At 55.5% G+C, this 18831-nt stretch carries 13 protein-coding genes; 7 read left to right on the top strand and 6 right to left on the bottom strand.

Translation table 11 applies throughout. The features are described 5' to 3' along the window. The first annotated feature begins 11 nt into the window (after positions 1-11). A complete protein-coding gene (locus D3A97_RS20110) occupies positions 12-2336 on the top strand; it encodes an SGNH/GDSL hydrolase family protein (RefSeq protein ID WP_119080345.1) in 2325 nt (774 codons plus the stop codon). Positions 2337-2381: 45 nt separating this feature from the next. Here D3A97_RS20110 and D3A97_RS20105 read toward each other — a convergent pair whose 3' ends face one another. Then, positions 2382-2780 carry a VOC family protein gene (locus tag D3A97_RS20105; protein ID WP_157986651.1) on the bottom strand — a complete coding sequence of 133 codons (399 nt, stop codon included), beginning with the start codon at positions 2778-2780 and terminating at the stop codon, positions 2382-2384. 108 nt (positions 2781-2888) lie between these two features. Here D3A97_RS20105 and D3A97_RS20100 point away from each other — a divergent pair, with 108 nt between their 5' ends. Continuing rightward, a complete protein-coding gene (locus D3A97_RS20100) occupies positions 2889-5180 on the top strand; it encodes a glycosyl hydrolase family 95 catalytic domain-containing protein (protein ID WP_198674094.1) in 2292 nt (763 codons plus the stop codon). A 71-nt stretch (positions 5181-5251) separates the two neighbouring features. On the opposite strand, the gene D3A97_RS20095 is transcribed toward D3A97_RS20100, so the two are convergent. Together D3A97_RS20095 and D3A97_RS20090 are read right to left on the bottom strand one after the other, a co-directional pair. Beyond that, a complete protein-coding gene (locus D3A97_RS20095; RefSeq protein WP_119080343.1) occupies positions 5252-6100 on the bottom strand; it encodes a DUF4349 domain-containing protein in 849 nt (282 codons plus the stop codon). 62 nt (positions 6101-6162) lie between these two features. Beyond that, positions 6163-6747, bottom strand: coding sequence for an MCP four helix bundle domain-containing protein (locus tag D3A97_RS20090; RefSeq protein ID WP_119080342.1), 585 nt, complete (start codon positions 6745-6747; stop codon positions 6163-6165). A 175-nt stretch (positions 6748-6922) separates the two neighbouring features. On the opposite strand from D3A97_RS20090, the gene D3A97_RS20085 reads away from it, so the two are divergent. From D3A97_RS20085 to D3A97_RS20065, 5 genes are all read left to right on the top strand, one after another. Beyond that, entirely contained in the window at positions 6923-7516 is a 594-nt protein-coding gene (locus tag D3A97_RS20085) for an RNA polymerase sigma factor (RefSeq protein WP_119080341.1), read from the top strand. 15 nt (positions 7517-7531) lie between these two features. Further along, positions 7532-8689, top strand: coding sequence for a FecR family protein (locus tag D3A97_RS20080; protein ID WP_119080340.1), 1158 nt, complete (start codon positions 7532-7534; stop codon positions 8687-8689). Positions 8690-8867: 178 nt separating this feature from the next. Next, the gene (locus D3A97_RS20075; RefSeq protein WP_119080339.1) at positions 8868-12203 is read left to right on the top strand and encodes a TonB-dependent receptor; all 3336 of its coding nucleotides are present in this window, start codon (positions 8868-8870) and stop codon (positions 12201-12203) included. Between the two features lie 18 nt (positions 12204-12221). Next, the gene (locus D3A97_RS20070) at positions 12222-13811 is read left to right on the top strand and encodes a RagB/SusD family nutrient uptake outer membrane protein (protein WP_119080700.1); all 1590 of its coding nucleotides are present in this window, start codon (positions 12222-12224) and stop codon (positions 13809-13811) included. An 11-nt stretch (positions 13812-13822) separates the two neighbouring features. After that, on the top strand, positions 13823-14833 hold the full coding sequence (locus D3A97_RS20065) for a DUF6528 family protein (RefSeq protein WP_157986650.1): 1011 nt from the start codon (positions 13823-13825) through the stop codon (positions 14831-14833). Positions 14834-14985: 152 nt separating this feature from the next. Here D3A97_RS20065 and D3A97_RS20060 read toward each other — a convergent pair whose 3' ends face one another. The 3 genes from D3A97_RS20060 to D3A97_RS20050 form a co-directional block, all read right to left on the bottom strand. Further along, entirely contained in the window at positions 14986-16095 is a 1110-nt protein-coding gene (locus D3A97_RS20060; RefSeq protein ID WP_119080337.1) for a hypothetical protein, read from the bottom strand. An 11-nt stretch (positions 16096-16106) separates the two neighbouring features. Beyond that, positions 16107-16526, bottom strand: coding sequence for a hypothetical protein (locus D3A97_RS20055; protein ID WP_119080336.1), 420 nt, complete (start codon positions 16524-16526; stop codon positions 16107-16109). A 115-nt stretch (positions 16527-16641) separates the two neighbouring features. Then, positions 16642-18816 carry a DUF5916 domain-containing protein gene (locus D3A97_RS20050; protein WP_232826027.1) on the bottom strand — a complete coding sequence of 725 codons (2175 nt, stop codon included), beginning with the start codon at positions 18814-18816 and terminating at the stop codon, positions 16642-16644. Positions 18817-18831: the final 15 nt, after the last annotated feature.

The following is an 18831-nucleotide window of genomic DNA, read 5'->3' as shown; positions in this document are numbered from 1 at the left end:
ACCCCCTTGCCATGAAGTACATGCTGACTATGCTGTTCCTGCTTGCAGCGCAGGCATTTGTTTTTGCCCAAACCCCGTCCCAAACCCGTTTACTGGTACGTGCAGACACCATAAAGGTGGCAGACGGCGAATTGATGATCCAGAATAGGTCCCGCGATTCTATTGGTGTGCTGGTAAATACCGGCGGCGGGCGTACCGAGTTCCGGCGCATGCGCCTGGTTAACATCGGTGATACTGCGCTGGCCATTGCCGGGCAAGACACGCTGCCGCTCCGTATTGCGGCTTTCATGGCGCCCGGTGACTCCGGCCGCAGCATTCAGTTCAAAACCGGTGTGAGCGAAGGTTTTCCGGTAGCCGGAGATACGGTGTTCACGCACACAGGCCTTGTTGGCCGCAACATCAAAGTTTGGCGGAACGGCCTGTTCCAGTACCGGGATACCGCAGATGGCATTGAGGTAGACAGCACATCGGGCCGTATTATTTTTCGTCCGCCGCTGGTCCAGAACGAGCGGGTGTATATAGAAGGCCTGGGCGGCGTAAGCCTGTTGGTGGGGCAACCGCCCGCCGCCGGTTTTTCCACCAACCTTACGCAGTTGCAGGCCGGTGCAAAAGACCTGGGCAACAATACCTTCACCTTGCGCTGGGCCACCAATCATAAAACACTCACAGATAACCCGCGCATGCTGGGGCTGGGCTCTTCCACACTGGCCGGCAATGGCTTGCTGCCGCCCAACCGGCTTGGAGACAAAATTGGTGCGTGGCTAACGGCTAACGCCACTGCTCCCGTATGGAGCAACCTGGCCGTAGGCGGGTACAGCAGCAGCAACCTGCTGCCGGTGGCAGACGGGGGAGTGGCCGGGCGGAATATAGACAGCGCGCTGAACGCCAACGCCGATTTTATTTTTATATCGCTTCCCTCCAACGATGTATACCTGGGCCGCACGCTGCAGCAGATCATGACCAATTACCGTACCATTGATACCATGGCTTCCAACCGCGGCATCCCAGTTTTTTGGGAAACCACGCAGCCAAGAACGGCCTTTAACGCCGGCCAGCAAACGCAGCTGAAAATATTGGCAGATAGTGTGCGCAATGCCTGGCCAGAAAGATTTGTGGAAGGGTTTTCCAATACGGTAGATGGAAGCGCCTCCACGGATGCGGTAATACACCCCAACTACGCACAGGGAGACGGTATTCACCTCAACAGTGACGGCAACCAGCAGATCGCCAACAGCCTGTTTGCCCGCCTTCAATCTTATTTTGTACCCATTACCGGTGTTCAGCAATACCTGGTAGAAGCCTCCGCCAATGGCACAACATGGTCTCCGTTTGATGCAGTTACGGACCCCGCCGTAGTGAAAAAAACGTATCCCAAGCCTGGCGGCGGCGTGCAATACTTCCGTGTAAGGGCGCAATACACCAATAATACCTATTCGGCTTATTCCAACATAGCTTCTTACAGCACGCCCAACGGCAACCCGCCGGGCACGGCGCCCACCGTGGATGTGGCGGATGCCACGGTTACCCTGCCGGTGGCCGGTGTACAGCTGGACGGTATTATTGCAGATTATGGCTTTACCATTGCCTCCTATGAATGGACACAGCTATCTGGCCCCAATACGGCTACTATTGCCACGCCCGGCGCGGCTTCTACTACCATTACGGGCCTTACCAACGGCGTATTTATGTTCCGCCTGCGCATTACCACCACTACCAATGTACAGGTAAGTGATGATGCGGTGGTGACCGTTTATCCTGATAACGGCGGACTGAAAACACTGCGGGTACATTTCTCCCATACCGCGGCCCCGGCCATTCCCGGCTGGCTTAACATGAACGGCCCTGTTACAAACAATCATATTGTGAAAACAGATCCCACCACCAGCTGGACGATAGATAATGTTGGCACCGGTACCTCATATTGGGCCGGCTTGGCAGGTTTGAACGCTTCTGATACGGCGGGTATGAGCACAGGCAACAACAGCGGCATTGTGCCTGATATTGCGCTGAAGCGCTACTGGTTCAACTACAGTATTAAATATACTACGCTGGACAATCTTTGGGTAACCGGCCTCAACCCCGCCAAAACCTATACGCTGAAACTGGTAGCCTCCCGCTCTCCGGGCGCTGCTCCGCCTGTGTATGGAAGCTGGCACATCAACGGCGGTACGGCGGTAACGCTCAATGCGTTTATGAACACATCCAGCCAGGCCGTAGTAACCGGCGTAACGCCGGACGTTACCGGAAAGATCAGGCTGGCGGTGTACAGGAACCCCAATGCGGCCACTTACGGCGCACTCTCCTTCCTGAATGCATTGATCGTACAGGAAGAATAATAGCAGCAAACACTTTCAACGGCTCGCCCTTACGAGAGCGGGCCGTTATTCTTCCGGCATCTTCGTAACCGCAAGAATAGCCCCCAGCGGGTCTTGCAGCAAGGCATACTGCAATTCCCCCTCCGCCGTTCTGGCTTCTTTCAGCACCTTGCCGCCAAGCGTCAGGCATTGGGCCATGCTTTGGGCAATGTCTGCCACATTCACGTACACGATCCATTGGGGCGGCAGGTCCTGGTTAACCCCGCGGGAGTGGCATACGCCGCCTGCCCAGTTGCCGGCGTTGTCTTTCATAACATAGTCCGCGTACGCGCCGTTGCCGTCTTTCATGGCAAGGTCTTCCGCCTGCCAGCCGATCACTTTGGTGTAAAAATCTTTTAGCAGGTCAGCCTGCGGAACGGTGAGGTCTGCAGACACAATAGCGCCGATGTTGAATTTGGTGGCCATATGGATGTGTTTTTTGTGTGAAGGGTTTTGGAGTGAACGAATATAAATATACATATTCTGCATTGTTTTGTATCTTCCTGCAAACGTTTGCATCAAATTCCACCGGTTATGAAACTATCTGTATGGCTATTGGCCATGTTTTGTTATTGGCATGCTGCAACGGGGCAGCATTTATCTCCATTCGTTCTCACCGCGCCGCCTGCGCGTACGCCTACAGGCAAGGTACCTGACGCCGCACTGGCCGGCAACGGGGATATTGGCCTTACCTTTGGCGGCACTCCTGACCGCCTGCAGCTTTATTTTGGTAAAAATGATTTCTGGCGGGCCTATCCCGTGTACCCGGGCGGCGGCATTGCTTTGCCGGGCGGGCTGAACGTATCTGTAGACGCCTTGAAAGGCGCCACCTACAAGGTAGTGCAAAACCCTGCCACGGCAGATATTCAGGCTACTTTCACCAAACCCGGTTTGCAGGTAGGCGTCAAAGCCTGGGTAGCAGCCATGCATAACACCGTGGTGCTGGAGTTTACGGCCACGCAGACCTGCGTGTTGCAACTGCACCTTTGGGCGCCCGAGGGCAATACCGCCATAGTACGGAAAGGGACCAGCGGCAACGTCAGCTGGGTAACCCGTTCTTTTGAAAATACGCCATTGCTGGAATGGCCCAGCCATGTAGCATTGGCCATGCATGCGCCCGGGAGCAACATCACCCTGCAGCCGGACAGGCCGGTCACGGTAACGGTTACACTGTATACGAATCACGATACGCCCCGCTGGAAGGAAACCGCCATTCAGGAAGCCGCGGGCCTCACTGCGGCGCGGATAGAGACCATGCGGCAGGCGCACCGTAAATGGTGGAACGGTTTCTGGGAGCGGTCTTTTGTGGAAATAGGGGATACCATGCTGGAAAAATATTACTACGCTTCCCAATACCTGTTTGCCGCTTCCTCAAGGCCGGGCAAATTTGCGCCGGGCATCTGGGGGCCTTTCATCACGCGGGACTCCAGCGCCTGGGGTGGCGATTACCACCTGAACTACAACTACCAGGCGCCTTACTGGGCGGCCTTTTCGTCTAATTATATCGACCTGACGGATAATTATGACCAGCCGCTGCTGGACTATATGGAGAAAGGAAAATGGCATGCCCGCACCTTGCTGCACATGCGCGGTATCTATTACCCGGTAGGCATTGGCCCCAAAGGCCTCTGCACCACCCGCTGGCCGCTGACACCTGAAGAAATGCTGCGGCGCTACGGCACAACGGAAAATACTATTGACAGCGGCTACAAATTCCTGGGCCAGAAGATCAATGCGGTGTTTGGCGCGGCCAACATGCTGATGCGCTTTTACAGCACTTATGATGAACAGTATGCCCGCCGCATCTACCCATACCTGCTGGCCTGCGCGGATTTCTGGGAAGATTACCTGCAATTTGAACAGGGGCGCTATGTGATAGCCATGGACCACTATGGAGAAGTAATGCCTAACCTGCGCAACAAGGGGCAGTGGCGTCATATGCTGGGAGACTATAACTCCACCCTGTCCCTGGGGCTGGTTAAAATGTTGTTCAAAGGCATGCTGCAGGTTAGTGATTACCTGCAAACAGACCGGGCGCGGCGCCAGCAATGGGAGCATATCTATACGCACCTCAGCGCATTCCCGGTGCAGGAAGTGGAAGGAAGAGTACGGTTGAAGAGCGTGGAGAAAAGCCCCGCGGAATGGCACAACCGCGCCATGGGCCTGGCCCGTGTGTCTATTCACGGCCTGGTGCTGCCCGGGGAGGTATGCGGCCCGGTAACGGATCCCGCGTTCAACGCTATTTTGCTCAGTGATGTAGCGCACTGGAAAGACCGCATGCAGCAGCCGGGAGAGTGGGGCAATACTTTGGGCAACGGCATAGAGACCTGCTTCCCAGGCGCCGTTCGGGTGGGTTATGATCCCAACGAAATTCTGCGGTACCTGAAAGACCGCATCCGCGCCTCTTCACTGCCCAACGGCTGGATCACCCAGGCCGGCGGCGGCACGGAAACGCTGGCGGCCGTGCCGCTCACCATTAACGAAATGTTGCTGCAAAGTTATGAAGGCCGTGTGCGCGTGTTCCCCAACTGGGACCGCCGCCGCAACGCGGCGTTCGGCAACCTGCGGGCGTACGGGGCGTTCATAGTGAGCAGCCGCCTCACTGGTGGAACGGTAACCGCCGTGAACATCCTGAGCGAAAAGGGCCGGCCGCTTGAAATAGAAAATCCGTGGAAAGATGGGGCGGTGAAGGTGGAACGAAATGGAAAGCCTGCGGGAACGGTATCTGGTAAAGTATTATCGCTTAAAACGCAGGCAGGGGAGAAGCTGGTGTTGACGAAAGGGAGAGGGCACAAGCGGAAGGAATGGATATTGATGCGTGAATAATAAAGCAACAGCGCTGAAGGATCAATTCAGTGCTGTTGCCGTTAGTGCCCGCGCTGCGGGGCTGCATCCCGTCACACTTTCCTCAACCCGGAAAACCGCCTCATCACTTTCCTGTACAACACCCATGCCGCCGCCGCAATGATCCATAAAGGCCACATCTGCAAAAAGAACAGCGCCAGTGCCCTGAATACGTCCGCGCCGTTGCGGAGGGCGCTCATGGCCGCCGTTCCAAAGCCGGCCCTTGCAAATTGCTGCGGGTTTACAACTACCTGTACGTCTGCCACCTCCGGTTGAAAAAGCTGTACGCTGATGGTGCTGAACGCGGCGTTCTCCAGCATGCCCAGGTTGGCAATGGTGCGGTCTATGGCCGCTTGCGTGCCGGCCTCCTGGTGCTGTGTTACTTCCAGTTCCTTGTTCATTTTGGTGTGCGTGGTCTCCCGCCTGTTTTCTTCGGCTATTGCCGCTTCATTCTTCATGGCATTGCTTTCATATGCCAGTGTTACATCCTGGTCCTGCAGCTTGCGGTAGTCTATGAACCCCGCCATGGAAGTGAGGGTGGTCACTACCGAGTCAAGGTGTTTCACGGGTACGCGCAGTGTGAGATTGGCTACGGGAGTGTAGCGTTTCACCAGTTTCAGGGAGTCTGCGGACCAGGGCAGGGTATGCTGTTCCGCCACATCGTTGTGCAGTACGCTTTCCACTACCACGCCTTCTACAGACACTACCATTCTTTCAAGCGTGGAAGCGGCCTTGAACACGTCCGGCACGCGGCAGCGCACATCGGCGCTCCTGATCCTTTTCCTGGCGTCTGACTGTAACGGTGTTACTTCTTCAATGGTGGAGGCTTCCCGGTTGTATTGCCCGCAGGCAAAAAGGGTCACAAGGGGTATTGCTACCCAATAGATAGAAGGTTTGCGCATAAGAGGAGGATTTCCTGTTTATACAGCGGCCGCAAAAAGGTAACCTTATAAAAATGTTAAAGTCAGTTCAGGCTCTGGTGCTCTGCCGGGTTGAAGGCTTTGTCTGACAGGCCGAGCAATACAATGGCCAGCACGCCGAGTATGATCAGCAGGGTGAGTTCCAGCCGGGAGCTGAGGGTGGAGCCGCTTACAATATTCTTGGAATCGGTCTGCAGGTTTTTACCTTCGCCGATCTGGATGCTGCTGAGGGCGTTGAGGGTGGTCACCGTTTCCTGGAATTGCTGCAGCATGGCAAGCGTGTCTCCCGTGGCGGCTTGCTGGCGGTAGGTTGCCAGGTGGGATTTAAAGGACGCCCATTGTTTTTTCTCGTCGGGCGTGAGGTAGGTGGTCTCATAAATGGTAACCAGGCTGTCTATTGCTTCAGAATGCCCGTCGTTCCCCATCAGCCGCTGCTCGTACAGGTGGTTGGCTATGCCGTAGAGGTAGGTGGCCGGCAGCAGGCGGTCTTGATAAATAGAAGAAATAGAATGGTCCAGCCGGTTGATGCTTCTCCGCTCCCGCAGGTTGTTAAGCAGTACCAATACAATGATCACTATAAACAGGCAGCACACCTTGAACTTGGTCTTGATCTGGAAAAAGCGTTTCATGCGCGGAATTTACTTTAATATATTGCTTTTTAGGGAATAAACGTACAAACGGCCCCTTCATTTGCCGGGAAGGTGATGATCAACAATCTTAATTTTGTATTAACTTTGAACAACACGTCAACCAGAATTTTGCTTGTTCACTACCTTTATCCGGCAGGAACGTATAACGCCACCAATGTCAGTGTATCAAACCTATACAGACGAAGAACTGATGCAGTCGCTGAAAAACAGTGATGAGGCCGCCTTTACGGAAATTTACCACCGTTACTGGCGGCTGTTGTTTGCCGTGGCGGCCAACAAGCTCAATGACCTGTCTATGGCGGAAGACCTGGTGCAGGACGTGTTTACGGATATCTGGAACCGCCGCCACACCATAGCCATCAACGGCGCCCTGCGTGCATACCTTGCCGTAGCCGTTAAATATAAGGTGATAGACGCCCGCCACCGCCGCCAAACGGCTGCCCGCCACGAGACCAGTGCCGCGGCCGGCCTTCCGCAAGACCATTCGCTGGAACAGCAGGTACATTTTGACGAATTGCAGGACAAGCTGGCCCTGTTTGTGGCGGAGCTGCCCGAAAAAGCCCGGCTGGTGTACCAGCTGAGCAGGGAAGCGGGTTACGCCCACCGCCAGATAGCCGAGCACCTGCAAACCACCGAAAAGAACGTGGAATACCACCTCTACCGCGCCCTCAAGATCCTCCGCGTCCGCCTTGGACAAATTTTTTTCTCGCTCGTACTAGGAATTATCTTTTTTGCACCGACCTGTTAGGAAAGGGTGCATTGTATGCCGGATGAACAGCTTGATAAACGTTTACAGGAACTGGAAGCCAAATGGCTGAACAATACTATTACTCCTGAAGAAGCAAAGGAGTATGCGGATTGGTATGCCCGGCACCAGCAGGATGCCGTACACATCCCGGAAGAATTTGCTGCCGGCGAGCCGGAGCATGCACAGCGCATGCTGCATGAGATACGCCGCAGAACGGGGCTGGTGCCCAGGCGCGCCCGCGTTCGCCACCTGGCGGTACGCTGGGCCGCGGCAGCGGCTGTACTGTTGCTGGTAGCAGCGGGCGGTTACAGGCTCCTGCAGCAGAAACAGCCGGCGCCCACAGCGGTGTTGCAGCCGGCGCCGGTGAACGACCGTGAGCCGGGCCGCAAAGGGGCCGTGCTCACCCTGGCGGATGGCAGCGAGGTGCTGCTGGACAGCCTGAAAGATGGGCACATTGCCACCCAGGGCGCCACCAGCGTGCTGATGCAGCAGGGCAGCCTGGCCTATAACGCCGCCGGGCATACGGCCGCCCCCGTCAGCTATAATACTATTACAACTCCTCCCGCGCGCATGTTCCAGCTTTTGTTGCCGGATGGCACAAAGGTTTGGCTGAATGCCGCCTCAACTTGCCGCTTCCCCGTTGCTTTTACCGGTAAGGAAAGAATGGTGGAGGTAACTGGGGAAGCATATTTTGAAGTAGCGCACGATGCGCAGCACCCCTTCACCGTAAAGGTGAACGACGCCCACGTACGCGTGCTGGGCACGCATTTCAATGTGATGGCCTACCCGGATGAAAAGGAGATCAAAACTACCCTGGTGGAAGGCGCCGTGCAGTTCACGCGCGCCTCCCGGAGCGTGCTGCTGAAGCCGGGCCAGCAGTCTGCCGCCGGCAGCGGCGGGCCCAACGCGCCCAAAACGGTAGAAGTGGAACAGGTGGTGGCCTGGAAGAACGGGTACTTCAATTTCAAGGGCGCCCCGCTGCAGGAGATCATGCGGCAGGTGGCCCGCTGGTATGATGTAGAGGTCACCTATGAAGGCAAAGGAGGCAACGATCTGTTTATAGCGGAAATTCTCCGCAACAGCCGGATGTCTGATGTGCTGAAAGCCCTGGAGCTGACCGGGAAAGTGCGTTTCCGGCTGAACGGCAGGGTGCTGACCGTACAATATTTGTAATACAGCTGGCAGAAAAAAACCGGAAGTGGTTGCGACACTCCCGGCGGAAATTCTGGTAGCTTGTAATAAACCTGACAGTTTAAATACTTAACCAAAACCGATCTAAGTTATGAAATTATTTTCTTTCCGGGGGGCTTCCTGCCGGAAGTACCGCCGTGTTCGCGAAACGTTGCTAATTATGAAGTTTGCCATTTTCTACTCACTGGTGTTCTGTCTCTCCGCTTCAGCAGCAACGTATGCGCAGAAGGTCACCATTTCAGAACATAACGTTTCTCTGGAAAAAGTTTTCAGCAAGATCAAAAAGCAGACCGGGCATACGTTCATCTACTCCATAGCAGATGTGCAGAAAGCCGGCAAAGTGAGCCTGACCTTCAGCAATGCCACTGTCAGCGCCGTAATGGACAGCGCCCTGAGCGGCCAGCCGCTCACCTGGACGTTGTTCAACAACATGATCATCATCAAGGAAAAGCCTGTACAGGCCGTAGCGGCGCCGGCAACGGAAGAAGTCCGCGCGGTTACCATCACCGGCAAAGTGACCAATGAACAGGGCGAAGCGCTGATCGGCGCGTCTATCCACGAAAAAGGCACACAGAACAATACCATCAGCCTGGAAGACGGCAGCTTTTCGCTGAACGTGTCAGGCCCCGGCGTTACCATTGTGGTGTCTTTCATCGGTTATAAAACGCAGGAAATTGTGACCGGTACTCAAACCTCCTTTAACATACGCCTGCAAACCGCCAACAACGAGCTGACAGACGTGGTGGTGGTAGGGTATGGTACCCGCAAAAAAGTAAACCTCACCGGTTCATTGTCCGTACTGGAAATGAAAACGGTAGAAAACCGGCCCATCACCAATGCCAGCCAGGCGCTGCACGGCGTATCCGGCCTCTGGGTGAACCAGGCCGGCGGCAAGCCCGGGCAGGATGTGGGAGACATCCGCATCCGCGGCGTAGGTACCTTCAGCGCATCCGGCAACAGCCCGCTGGTGCTGGTAGACGGGGTGGAATACAACCTGAACGAGATCAATCCTGATTTCATAGAGAACATTACCGTGCTGAAAGACGCGTCTGCCGCCATCTACGGCTCCCGCGCCGCCAATGGCGTAATACTGGTTACCACCAAACAGGGTAAAAAAGGGGAGAAGGCCGAAGTGAACTACAGCTTCTCCTACGGCAACCAGCAGCCTACGTTCATGCCGGATGTGGTGTGGGACCCCATCCAGTACATGACCATGAAGAACCAGGCCCTCATCAACGAAGGTAAATCTCCCGCCGCGGTAGATTACTCGCAGGCGCAGATCGATGAATACAGGAACGGCATGGCCACCAATCCCTGGGCGTATCCCAGCGTGAACTGGTTTGACATGGTGCTGAAGAACGGTTACCTGCAGCAGCACAATCTCCGCATTTCAGGTGGTACGGATAAAGTGGTATACAATATCGGGCTGGGGTATATGGACCAGGACGGTATCCTCATAGACGCTAACCATGCCAACCGCTATTCCCTGAACATCAACGTGTCCGCACAGGTGTCCAAACGCCTGAAAGTGGGCGCCAGCCTGGTGGGCAACTACCGCGTATACTCCGAGCCCGCCTTCGGCAGCCCGGCCACCAAGTATTACTTTACCCGCCTGCTGCGGGTGCTGCCCATCTTCACACCGTATACAGAAGATGGCCGGTACGGCTCCACCGTGTTTCCCACACCGGGCCGCAACACCATAGAGAACCCCATCATGCTGCTGAAAGAAGGCAAGAACGATCATTTTGTGATGCGCAACCTCGTAAAGGTGAATGCGGACTACAAACTGCCTTTCGACATTACCTACAGCGCTACCGTGGGGCTGGACAAGCTGGACGGCAAGGCAGAGACCTTTGTGCCCTACCTGCAAACCTTCCACCCCCTTACCGGTGTGCCCAATAACTACAACGTCAATCCTTATTCTTACAACTACAACGAGAACCGCGTAGGGCTTTCGTTGTACCATACACTGAACTGGCAGCGCCGCATTGCGGGAGACCATGATGTGCAGGTGATGCTTGGCAGCAGCTACAACAGCTTCCGCTACAGCGAGTTCAGCGCACAGTCTGAAGGGTATTTCGACAACACCCTCACAGACCTGAGCGTAGGTTCCCTCAATATGCGCAACAACGGTGGTGTTACAGATGACAGGCTGCTGTCTTACTTCGGCCGCGTGAACTATACGTACCGGGACAAATACCTGCTGGAAGCAGTAGTGCGGTACGACGGTTCTTCCCGTTTTGCCGCGGGCAACCGCTGGGGCGCCTTCCCGTCCCTTTCCGCCGGCTGGCGCATAGACCAGGAGCCGTTCCTGAAAGAAGTGAACAATATTGACCTGCTCAAGCTGCGCGCATCCTGGGGCAAGCTGGGCAACCAGGCGGTAGGCCTTTACGCTGCAATGCCCGCCGTAGGCCTGGGGTATGATTATCCTTTCAACAACGTGGTGAACCCCGGTGCGGCTATTACCGCTTACAGCGATCCTACCATTTCCTGGGAAACTACCACCTCCTATAATGGCGGTGTGGACTTCAGCCTGTGGAGAGGCTTGCTGGGCGGCAGCATTGACGTGTTCAAAAGACGTACTTCAGACATTCTCCGCCCGGTGAACATCCCTGACCAGGTGGGCGGCCTGAGCGGCCCCAGCCGTAACGTAGGCGTGATGGACAATGACGGTATAGACCTGGTGCTTTCTCACCGCAACAAGCTGGGCGATTTCAGCTATGAAATAGCCGGCGGCGTGAGCTACGTGCGTAACAAGGTGATTGACCTCAACGGTGAGATCATCATTTCCGGCAAAAAGATCGTGAAGGAAGGATATGCGCTTGACTCCTGGTACATATACGAAGCGGAAGGCATTTACCAGAATGCGGAAGAAGTGGCCGGCAGCCCCAAGGTGAGCAATGCCGTGAAACCCGGCTACCTGAAGTACCGGGATGTGGACAAGAACGGTAAAATAGACGGGAATGACAGGGTGATCATGGGCAGTTCCATTCCCAAATACACCTACAGCTTCAATGTGAACTTCGGGTACAAGAACCTGCGGCTGGAAACTTTCTGGCAGGGTGTGCAGGGTATTGACCACTATCCTTCGCTGAACCTGGCCATGCCCTTCAACAACGGCGCCGGTGTAACAAAAGAGTGGGCTACAGATTCCTGGACGCCGGAACGCCCTAATGCGCGCCTGCCCATCCTGGCCACTGCCACCGGCGCGCCGGAGATCTTCTCCGCCGCCAACGCCTCCTCTTTCTTTTTGCAGAGCGGTTCTTTTCTCCGCCTGAAAAATATACAGCTCAGGTATGACTTTGGCCGGCCGTTGCTGAGCCGCATCAACATCCAGAAGGTAGCGGTGTTCGTCAATGCTGAGAACCTGGCCACCTTCACCCAATTCAGGGGTTTTGACCCCGAAAAGGCGGTGTCTTCCGGTTCCGGTGCGGATGATATTTACGAATATCCTACCCTTAAAACGATCAGCCTTGGCCTGAATGTCACTTTCTAAATTTTACAATTGAGCATCATGAAAAAAAATCACTTCAGCTATATATTACTTATTGCCTTGTTCATAGCCACAGGCTGCAGCCGCCTGCTGGACGTAAAGCCGAACGACCGCTATACGCCTGATACCTTCTGGGACTCGGAGAAAAAAGCCATGGCCGGCCTTGCAGGCTGTTACGATGTACTGACCGCCAACGGCATTTACGGTTATGCCACCCCGCTGTGGGAAGAGACCGCCACGCCCAATGCTTATAATTACGACAACTCTGCCGGCTTCAACCTGATTGCGCTGGGCACCCATTCCGCCACCAACGCGGGTACTGGCAACATTGTGTCTGGCATCATTGCGCTGCGCTGGGAAAACTGTTATACCGGCATTGGCCGTTGCAACGAGCTGCTGGCCAATATAGACGCCGTTCCGCAAATGAATGAAGACCTCCGGGGCCGCATGAAGGCCGAGGCCAAATTCCTGCGCGGCTTCTTTTATTCCCTGTTGGCTACCTACTACGGCGGCGTACCGGTCATTCTTACCAAACCCAACCTGGAAACAGACGCCAAGCTGCCGCGCAACACCCGGGAAGAAGTAGTGGCGCAGGTGATCAAAGACCTGGACGAAGCCGCCGCCGCGCTGCCTCCCAAATACACTGGCAACGATGTTGGCCGTGCCACCAAAGGCGCCGCGCTGGCCCTGAAAGCCAGGGTGCTGCTTTTTGACGCCAGCCCGCTCAACAATCCGGCTAACGACCAGGCAAAATGGAGCGCCGCCGCCGCGGCCGCCAAAGCCGTGATAGACATAGCCGGTACGGCGGGGTACGGCCTGTTCCCGAACTACCGCCAGCTGTTCATGCCGGCCAACGAGAACAAGCAGGAAACCGTGTTCGATGTGCAATACACCATCTCGCAAACCGGGTACGGCAGCTCTTTTGACCTGATCAACCGCCAGTACAATACCAATGCGCCGCTGCGCAGCATGGTGGAAGCATACCTGATGAAAGACGGCCTGCCGGCCGCCCAATCACCCGATTTTGATCCGTCCAATATTCACCTCAACCGTGATCCGCGGATGTACCAGACGCTGGTATACCCCGGAGATACCTACATTGGGGCTGTGACCACGCCCACGTCTCCCTTCAAGCAGACCGGCTACGGCGTGAAAAAATACAGCATCTATGACAAGGAGCCTAACAGCAACCTCATCAACCAGGCCGGCCGCTCCGAGATCAATTATATGGTGATCAGGTACGCAGACGTGCTGCTGATGTACGCGGAAGCGCAGAATGAGGCCGTTGGGCCAGACGCCACCGTATACAACGCGGTAGACACTATCCGCAAACGCGCCGGCATGCCGGTATACGCCGCCGGCCTCAACCAGGCGGAAATGAGGGCCGCTATCCGGCAGGAGAGAAGGGTAGAGTTTGCAATGGAAGGGTTTTATTACAACGACATCCGCCGCTGGAAAACCGCGGAATCATTGATGAGCGGGGCTATTTACAACTCGCAGGGCGCAGCCATCGTTACACGCTCGTTCGATGCATCGCGCGATTACTGGTGGCCCATCCCGCACACGCAACGGGAGCTGAATCCCAACCTTGAACAAAATCCGAATTATTAACTGATATGATCATGAAAAGAACTGCCGTCTGGATGTGCTGTGCCCTGCTGGGCGTTATGATGGCCTGCGGAAAAGGAAAAGCCGGGCCGGAAGGGCCTGACACGGGCAACCCCGGCCCTGGCCCCGGCAACGGCAACCCGGAGCCGCCGGCCAGCGTGGCCGATTGTAAAAAATGCGTGGTGCTGGCGGAGCAGCTGCACAACCGCGCGGCTATTGCAGACGTGCCGTCTGGCCAGATCATCTGGGAGTGGAAACCGGAGCAGTCTAACGTGAAACAGCAGCACCTGGCCTGGTTCACCAACACCAGTGATGTAAAGCCGGTGTACGACGGCAAGTACCTCCTGGTAACCGCCTCCGGCGGCGGCGTGGCGCTGGTGCGTATCGCGGACAAGAAAACGGTGTTCTATGCCTACGCGGGCGGCAACACCCATTCCGCGGAACTGCTGCCAGACGGGAATATTGTGAGCGCGTCCAGCACGGGTAATTTTATGACCGTGTTCAGGGTAGATACCACCAAGGCCGCGGATGAAGCATACAGCCGCAACTTTCCCCTGGCCTTCGGGCATAACGTGGTGTGGGACGAGCAGCGGCAGGTGCTCTGGTCTGCGGCGGATAACCACCTGATCGCTTTCACCTATAACTTCAGCTGCGCCGATCCCGTGCTCACGCAGTCAGAAACGATTGACCTGCCCGGTAAGGACGCGCACGATCTTTTTCCCGTGTACGGTAAAAACGCGCTCTGGCTGACCAATACCACCAATGTGTACACGTATGACCTTGATACGAAGAAGCTGGAGCAATCAACCGGCATTCAGGCCAACATCAAGAGCGTTTCTTCCGGCGGCGCCAGCCTGCCCACCATCATCATCCGCCCCAAAACCAGCTGGTGGACGGACGAAGTGATAGATGAAAAAGGAAATACGGTGTTTTACCAAAGCGGGCTGAAGATCTACAAAGCGCGCTGGTACGTGAAGAACGGGTTCAGCTACCCGGCCACGCACAATATCAGGCAGTGTAAATAGGCTGTCTTTGCACGGCCCGCACTCCGTTTCAACCCCGCCTGCATCTTGTTTTGGTTGCATAAGCAGGGTGCAGGTAGGGCCAGAACAGGGGCATGGTGTATTGAATATGCCATGCCCCTTTCTTCTTTTTAAGCGGTTAAGAAGGATGACGGTCAGTTCAGGTTGATGAGCTTGTAGTTGAACTGCAGCACGGCGCCCACCAGCTCCCCTTTGGTGTTGGCCACATATTCATCTGTTCGCCTGATGGGAATGGCCAGGCGGAACTGGGCCGCGGGGCTCAAGGCCACGTCTATGAACGGCGTATAGACCCTTACGTGTTTGGCGTTGTCTTCCGCGAAAAGATAATTGTCTCCCAGGTAATCAGCCTGTTCATACGCAAAACCAACGTACAGCGAGGGAATGAAACGGGAATTGATGTAAAAATCCTTCTTCTTCAGCTGCTCTTCGCTGATGAGCCGCACCACGCGTTTTGAAATGCCGAAAGACCAGCCGTTGTAACGGTTGCGCTGCTGCAGGGAGTCTGCCGCCTTCCGTTTGTTGAAATAGTTGTAGCCGCCGTTAACGTTCAGCCAGCCGTTGCGGAGGCTATAGCTGCCGCTGATGAAAAAATTATGGCCCTTGAAGCCGTGGTAGTTCAGGCTGTCAAAGTTGCTGTTGTCTGACTTGCTGCGCAATACGGAAAAGAACTGCGCATTATATCCGCCTGAAATTTTTACGATGTGGCGCAGCCGCTTTTCGTCAAACTGGCCGGCCATGGAGTCTAGCTGTGTTTTGTAATGTTTGTACTCCCGTTCCCGGTATTCGTTTAGCGATTCATCTGCCTGGCGTGGCCCCATAGCGGGCAACTGCCGCACTGCGCTTGAAAATTCATCAAAAAGCCGTTGAACGCGGCGGGAATCGTAAGCGGTATTGTCATACCCCAGGCTCAGGCCCGACGTGAGGGCGCCGCCTTTGTGGGAAATATTCAGGCGCAGGTTGGAGAAAATGCCGTAGTAGGTGTTCAGCAACCGCAGGGGAGAGAAGCCTATTTTCTGCACCTGGTCTTTATCCGAAAAGCTGAGGTTGGCGTTTAAAAGATCGTAACCGGTGGGGTCTACTTCGCTGAACAGCTGCGCCTGTGAAAGGGTATTGGCCGTTACGTCGTTGACGTACCTGGGGGCAGCTGCCCTTACGGAATCAACCAGGGTTGTTCTCAGCGTGTCTTGCGAGCGGGCCAACAGGCCCGTGAGCAGGAAGGCGAGGGTGATGAGCGGTGTTTTCATGAAAGCCTGTTTTAGAATAACTGAATGTCTTTTCTTTCATCCATCCACTCTTTCCCTTTGTCAATCGTTTTAACGCCGTCTTCCGGCTTTACCTTGATCATCTGTTTGGTATCAAGGTTAACGAGGTAGATGGCCAGCGCGGAAATTTTGGTGAGCGGGGCGTTGATGATCCAGAACAGCTGCAGTTGCTCTTCGGGGCTGAACGTTCCCAGTTTGATGGTGATCTCGCCGAGGTGGGAACCTACCTTGCTGTCTACCACTATCCAGTTAGACGCATTGTCAAACCGCAGCTGCAGGGTAGACAGCAGGCAGTATTCATTTTTTGGCCAGACAATGGAAAGGAGATAGGTAGCGTAAGACAGCTCCAGGGATTCAATGCCCTTCAGCTTGCCCTTCAGGCGGGTACTGGGGAAGATCTTGTAATAGGACATACAGTTTATGTTTTTGTGGTTGATAGATAGTCAGGTAACCGGGGAAGCAGGTCAGTATTGGCTAACGGGGTTGCAACTGTTGTAAGTTATGATAGTTGCCTGATTCCGTCAAAAATTATATGTTCAGCCAGTACACGAGCTTTACCACCAGGGCGCGGTTCTTAACAAAGAAAGGCTCCGGCAGGTAGTTGTCCGTATATACGATAAAAAGGTCTGACGCAGGCCGGTAACGCCACTGGAAGCGGGTGTTCAGGTTCATGTTCTTCATCTGTTCGTTATACTGCATAAAACCGGTAAAGAAGAGCGTATTGGTCATGGTCACGTCCAGCCGGGGGCCCACCAGCCAGAAATCGTTCAGGCCCCAGGGCTGCGGCAGGTCCAGCTTGTTGTAGTTGGCGCTGAGGGCAATGCTGACATACGGCTGGAAGCGGTAACCAAACTCCCCGCCCAGCGTAAGGCGGCGCCCGTCCGCATAGTAGCCGCCGTAGCGGGCGCTGAGAGCATAGGTGAACAGGCTTTGCGGTTTGGACACATAATCCGCGCCCACCGTGTTCCAGTGGTGCCGGGTGCCGGCCACCAGGCTGTCTTTCCCCACATTGACCGGGTCAAACGGCTGCAGCAGCCTGATGTAGGTGTTGGAGCCCCAGAGCGTGAGCGTGTTCCTGCTGCGGAACACCAGGCCGTAAGAGGCCAGCAGCTCATTGTCCGTATGCCGCATCTGTTCGTCAAAAAAACTGGTAGACGTGAGCTGGGGGCCGTGGCTCAGCACCGGCCCGCTTTTGGGAAAGAAAAGATGGGTGACCTGCGGCATCAGCTTGATGTACCCCTGCCGCGGCACGTACCCTACTTCCGCCGTATAGTTTTTGCCCACGTACTCATGCTGCCAGCTGATGTTCCATTTGCGGCTGGTGTATTGCAGGTTGGCGGCATGCGCCCAGTCCCGCCCGGTTTTACCCGGACTGAAAGACTTCAGCACCATGGCCTTGCCCGTCCAGAAGTTATTGGCGGAGGCCAGGTTGTATTCCAGCCCGAAGTTGCGGTTATAGCGGGAGTACACCGGCTCGCCCGGCGCCGCTTTTTCAGGGTGGTAGTTGATAGATTCTTTGTTGATGGCCAGAAAGCCTACGTTGGAGCGGGCAAACACCCGCCGCTGCAGCGCGGCCACGGTGAAGTTCTGGGCCGGCAGGGCGGTAGCGGACTGGCTGCCTGTTTGCATGTTCATCACCCCCAGGCGCCAGTCTTTATTCAGCTTGCCGCTTAAACGCGCCCCAAAGTGGATGGGCACGCCCAGGCCTATACGCCGCGAAAAGAAGGGGCGGATGCCCGCATACCCGAAGTTGGTGAACTGGTCGCCGTTTTCGAGAAAGAACTGCCGCCGCTCCGGGAAAAAAAGCTCAAAACGGTCCAGGTTGGTCACCTGCTTGTCTACGTCTACCTGCGAAAAATCAGGGTTCACCGTAAGGTCCAGGTTGAGGGAGGACGTAACGGCTATTTTGGCGTCCAGCCCCGCGTCCCCACGCCATTTTTCCGGTTTGCCGGACTGGTAGTCTTTGTTGACGCCGCCCAGCAGGTAGGGTATCAGGGAAATGTTGGGCCCCGGGTCTGGCGGCGGCACATCCCACACCAGCACGCCCGTGTAGGCCAGCGAAGCGGACGGGAATTGCCGGGGCACAGGCGCCCAGCTGCTTTTTTCTGTGGTCTTCAGGTCGTTCCGGCCAAAGTTGATGCCCCAGCGGGTAATGCCTTTTTTATAGCGGATGGACTTGAAGGGGATCACCGCTTCAAACACCCATTTATCCGGGTAGTTCTTTACCACGGAGTGCCATTTGTTGTCCCAGCTCAGGTCTACCTTGCCGCCATCGTACATCAACCCGTCCCACTGCGCTCCGGCGGCGTTGGCGCCAAAGGAGAAACCGTTGGTCTGATCGTCGAACGGGTCCATGAAAAGCAGGAAGTTGTCGTTTTTCAGGAAGGCAAAATCGCGCCGGAGAGACTCTACCATGTAAGGGCCGGGTACGCCGTTGAAGTTTTCCACCAGCAGGTAGATGTTCTGCTGGTCGTACACCATGCGCACATCCGTGCGTACCTCCGCAAAGCTGGTGTCCATAGGCAGTATCATGAAAAAGTCCGTGGCCGTTTCTGCATCGGCCCAGGCCTGCTCGTCAATAACGCCGTCTATCTTGACAGGGGAAGTGGCTTTGCGGATGTGGAGCTGGTAAGCATCGTTCTTTTTCTGCGCAGACAGTTGCAGGCAGCAAAGGCAGATGAGTAAACATGGGAGAAGTTGCACAATATGTTGTTTCCG

It is taken from the genome of Chitinophaga alhagiae, assembly GCF_003568665.1.
GTDB lineage: Bacteria > Bacteroidota > Bacteroidia > Chitinophagales > Chitinophagaceae > Chitinophaga > Chitinophaga alhagiae.
This window is presented reverse-complemented; position numbering and strand designations above follow the sequence as displayed.

Excerpts from the sequence above, each read along its gene's own strand:
- D3A97_RS20110 (WP_119080345.1), top strand. The coding sequence starts at position 12 with ATGAAGTACATGCTGACTATGCTGTTCCTGCTTGCAGCGCAGGCATTT.
- D3A97_RS20105 (WP_157986651.1), bottom strand. The coding sequence starts at position 2,780 with ATGGCCACCAAATTCAACATCGGCGCTATTGTGTCTGCAGACCTCACC.
- D3A97_RS20100 (WP_198674094.1), top strand. The coding sequence starts at position 2,889 with ATGAAACTATCTGTATGGCTATTGGCCATGTTTTGTTATTGGCATGCT.
- D3A97_RS20095 (WP_119080343.1), bottom strand. The coding sequence starts at position 6,100 with ATGCGCAAACCTTCTATCTATTGGGTAGCAATACCCCTTGTGACCCTT.
- D3A97_RS20090 (WP_119080342.1), bottom strand. The coding sequence starts at position 6,747 with ATGAAACGCTTTTTCCAGATCAAGACCAAGTTCAAGGTGTGCTGCCTG.
- D3A97_RS20085 (WP_119080341.1), top strand. The coding sequence starts at position 6,923 with ATGTCAGTGTATCAAACCTATACAGACGAAGAACTGATGCAGTCGCTG.
- D3A97_RS20080 (WP_119080340.1), top strand. The coding sequence starts at position 7,532 with ATGCCGGATGAACAGCTTGATAAACGTTTACAGGAACTGGAAGCCAAA.
- D3A97_RS20075 (WP_119080339.1), top strand. The coding sequence starts at position 8,868 with ATGAAGTTTGCCATTTTCTACTCACTGGTGTTCTGTCTCTCCGCTTCA.
- D3A97_RS20070 (WP_119080700.1), top strand. The coding sequence starts at position 12,222 with ATGAAAAAAAATCACTTCAGCTATATATTACTTATTGCCTTGTTCATA.
- D3A97_RS20065 (WP_157986650.1), top strand. The coding sequence starts at position 13,823 with ATGAAAAGAACTGCCGTCTGGATGTGCTGTGCCCTGCTGGGCGTTATG.
- D3A97_RS20060 (WP_119080337.1), bottom strand. The coding sequence starts at position 16,095 with ATGAAAACACCGCTCATCACCCTCGCCTTCCTGCTCACGGGCCTGTTG.
- D3A97_RS20055 (WP_119080336.1), bottom strand. The coding sequence starts at position 16,526 with ATGTCCTATTACAAGATCTTCCCCAGTACCCGCCTGAAGGGCAAGCTG.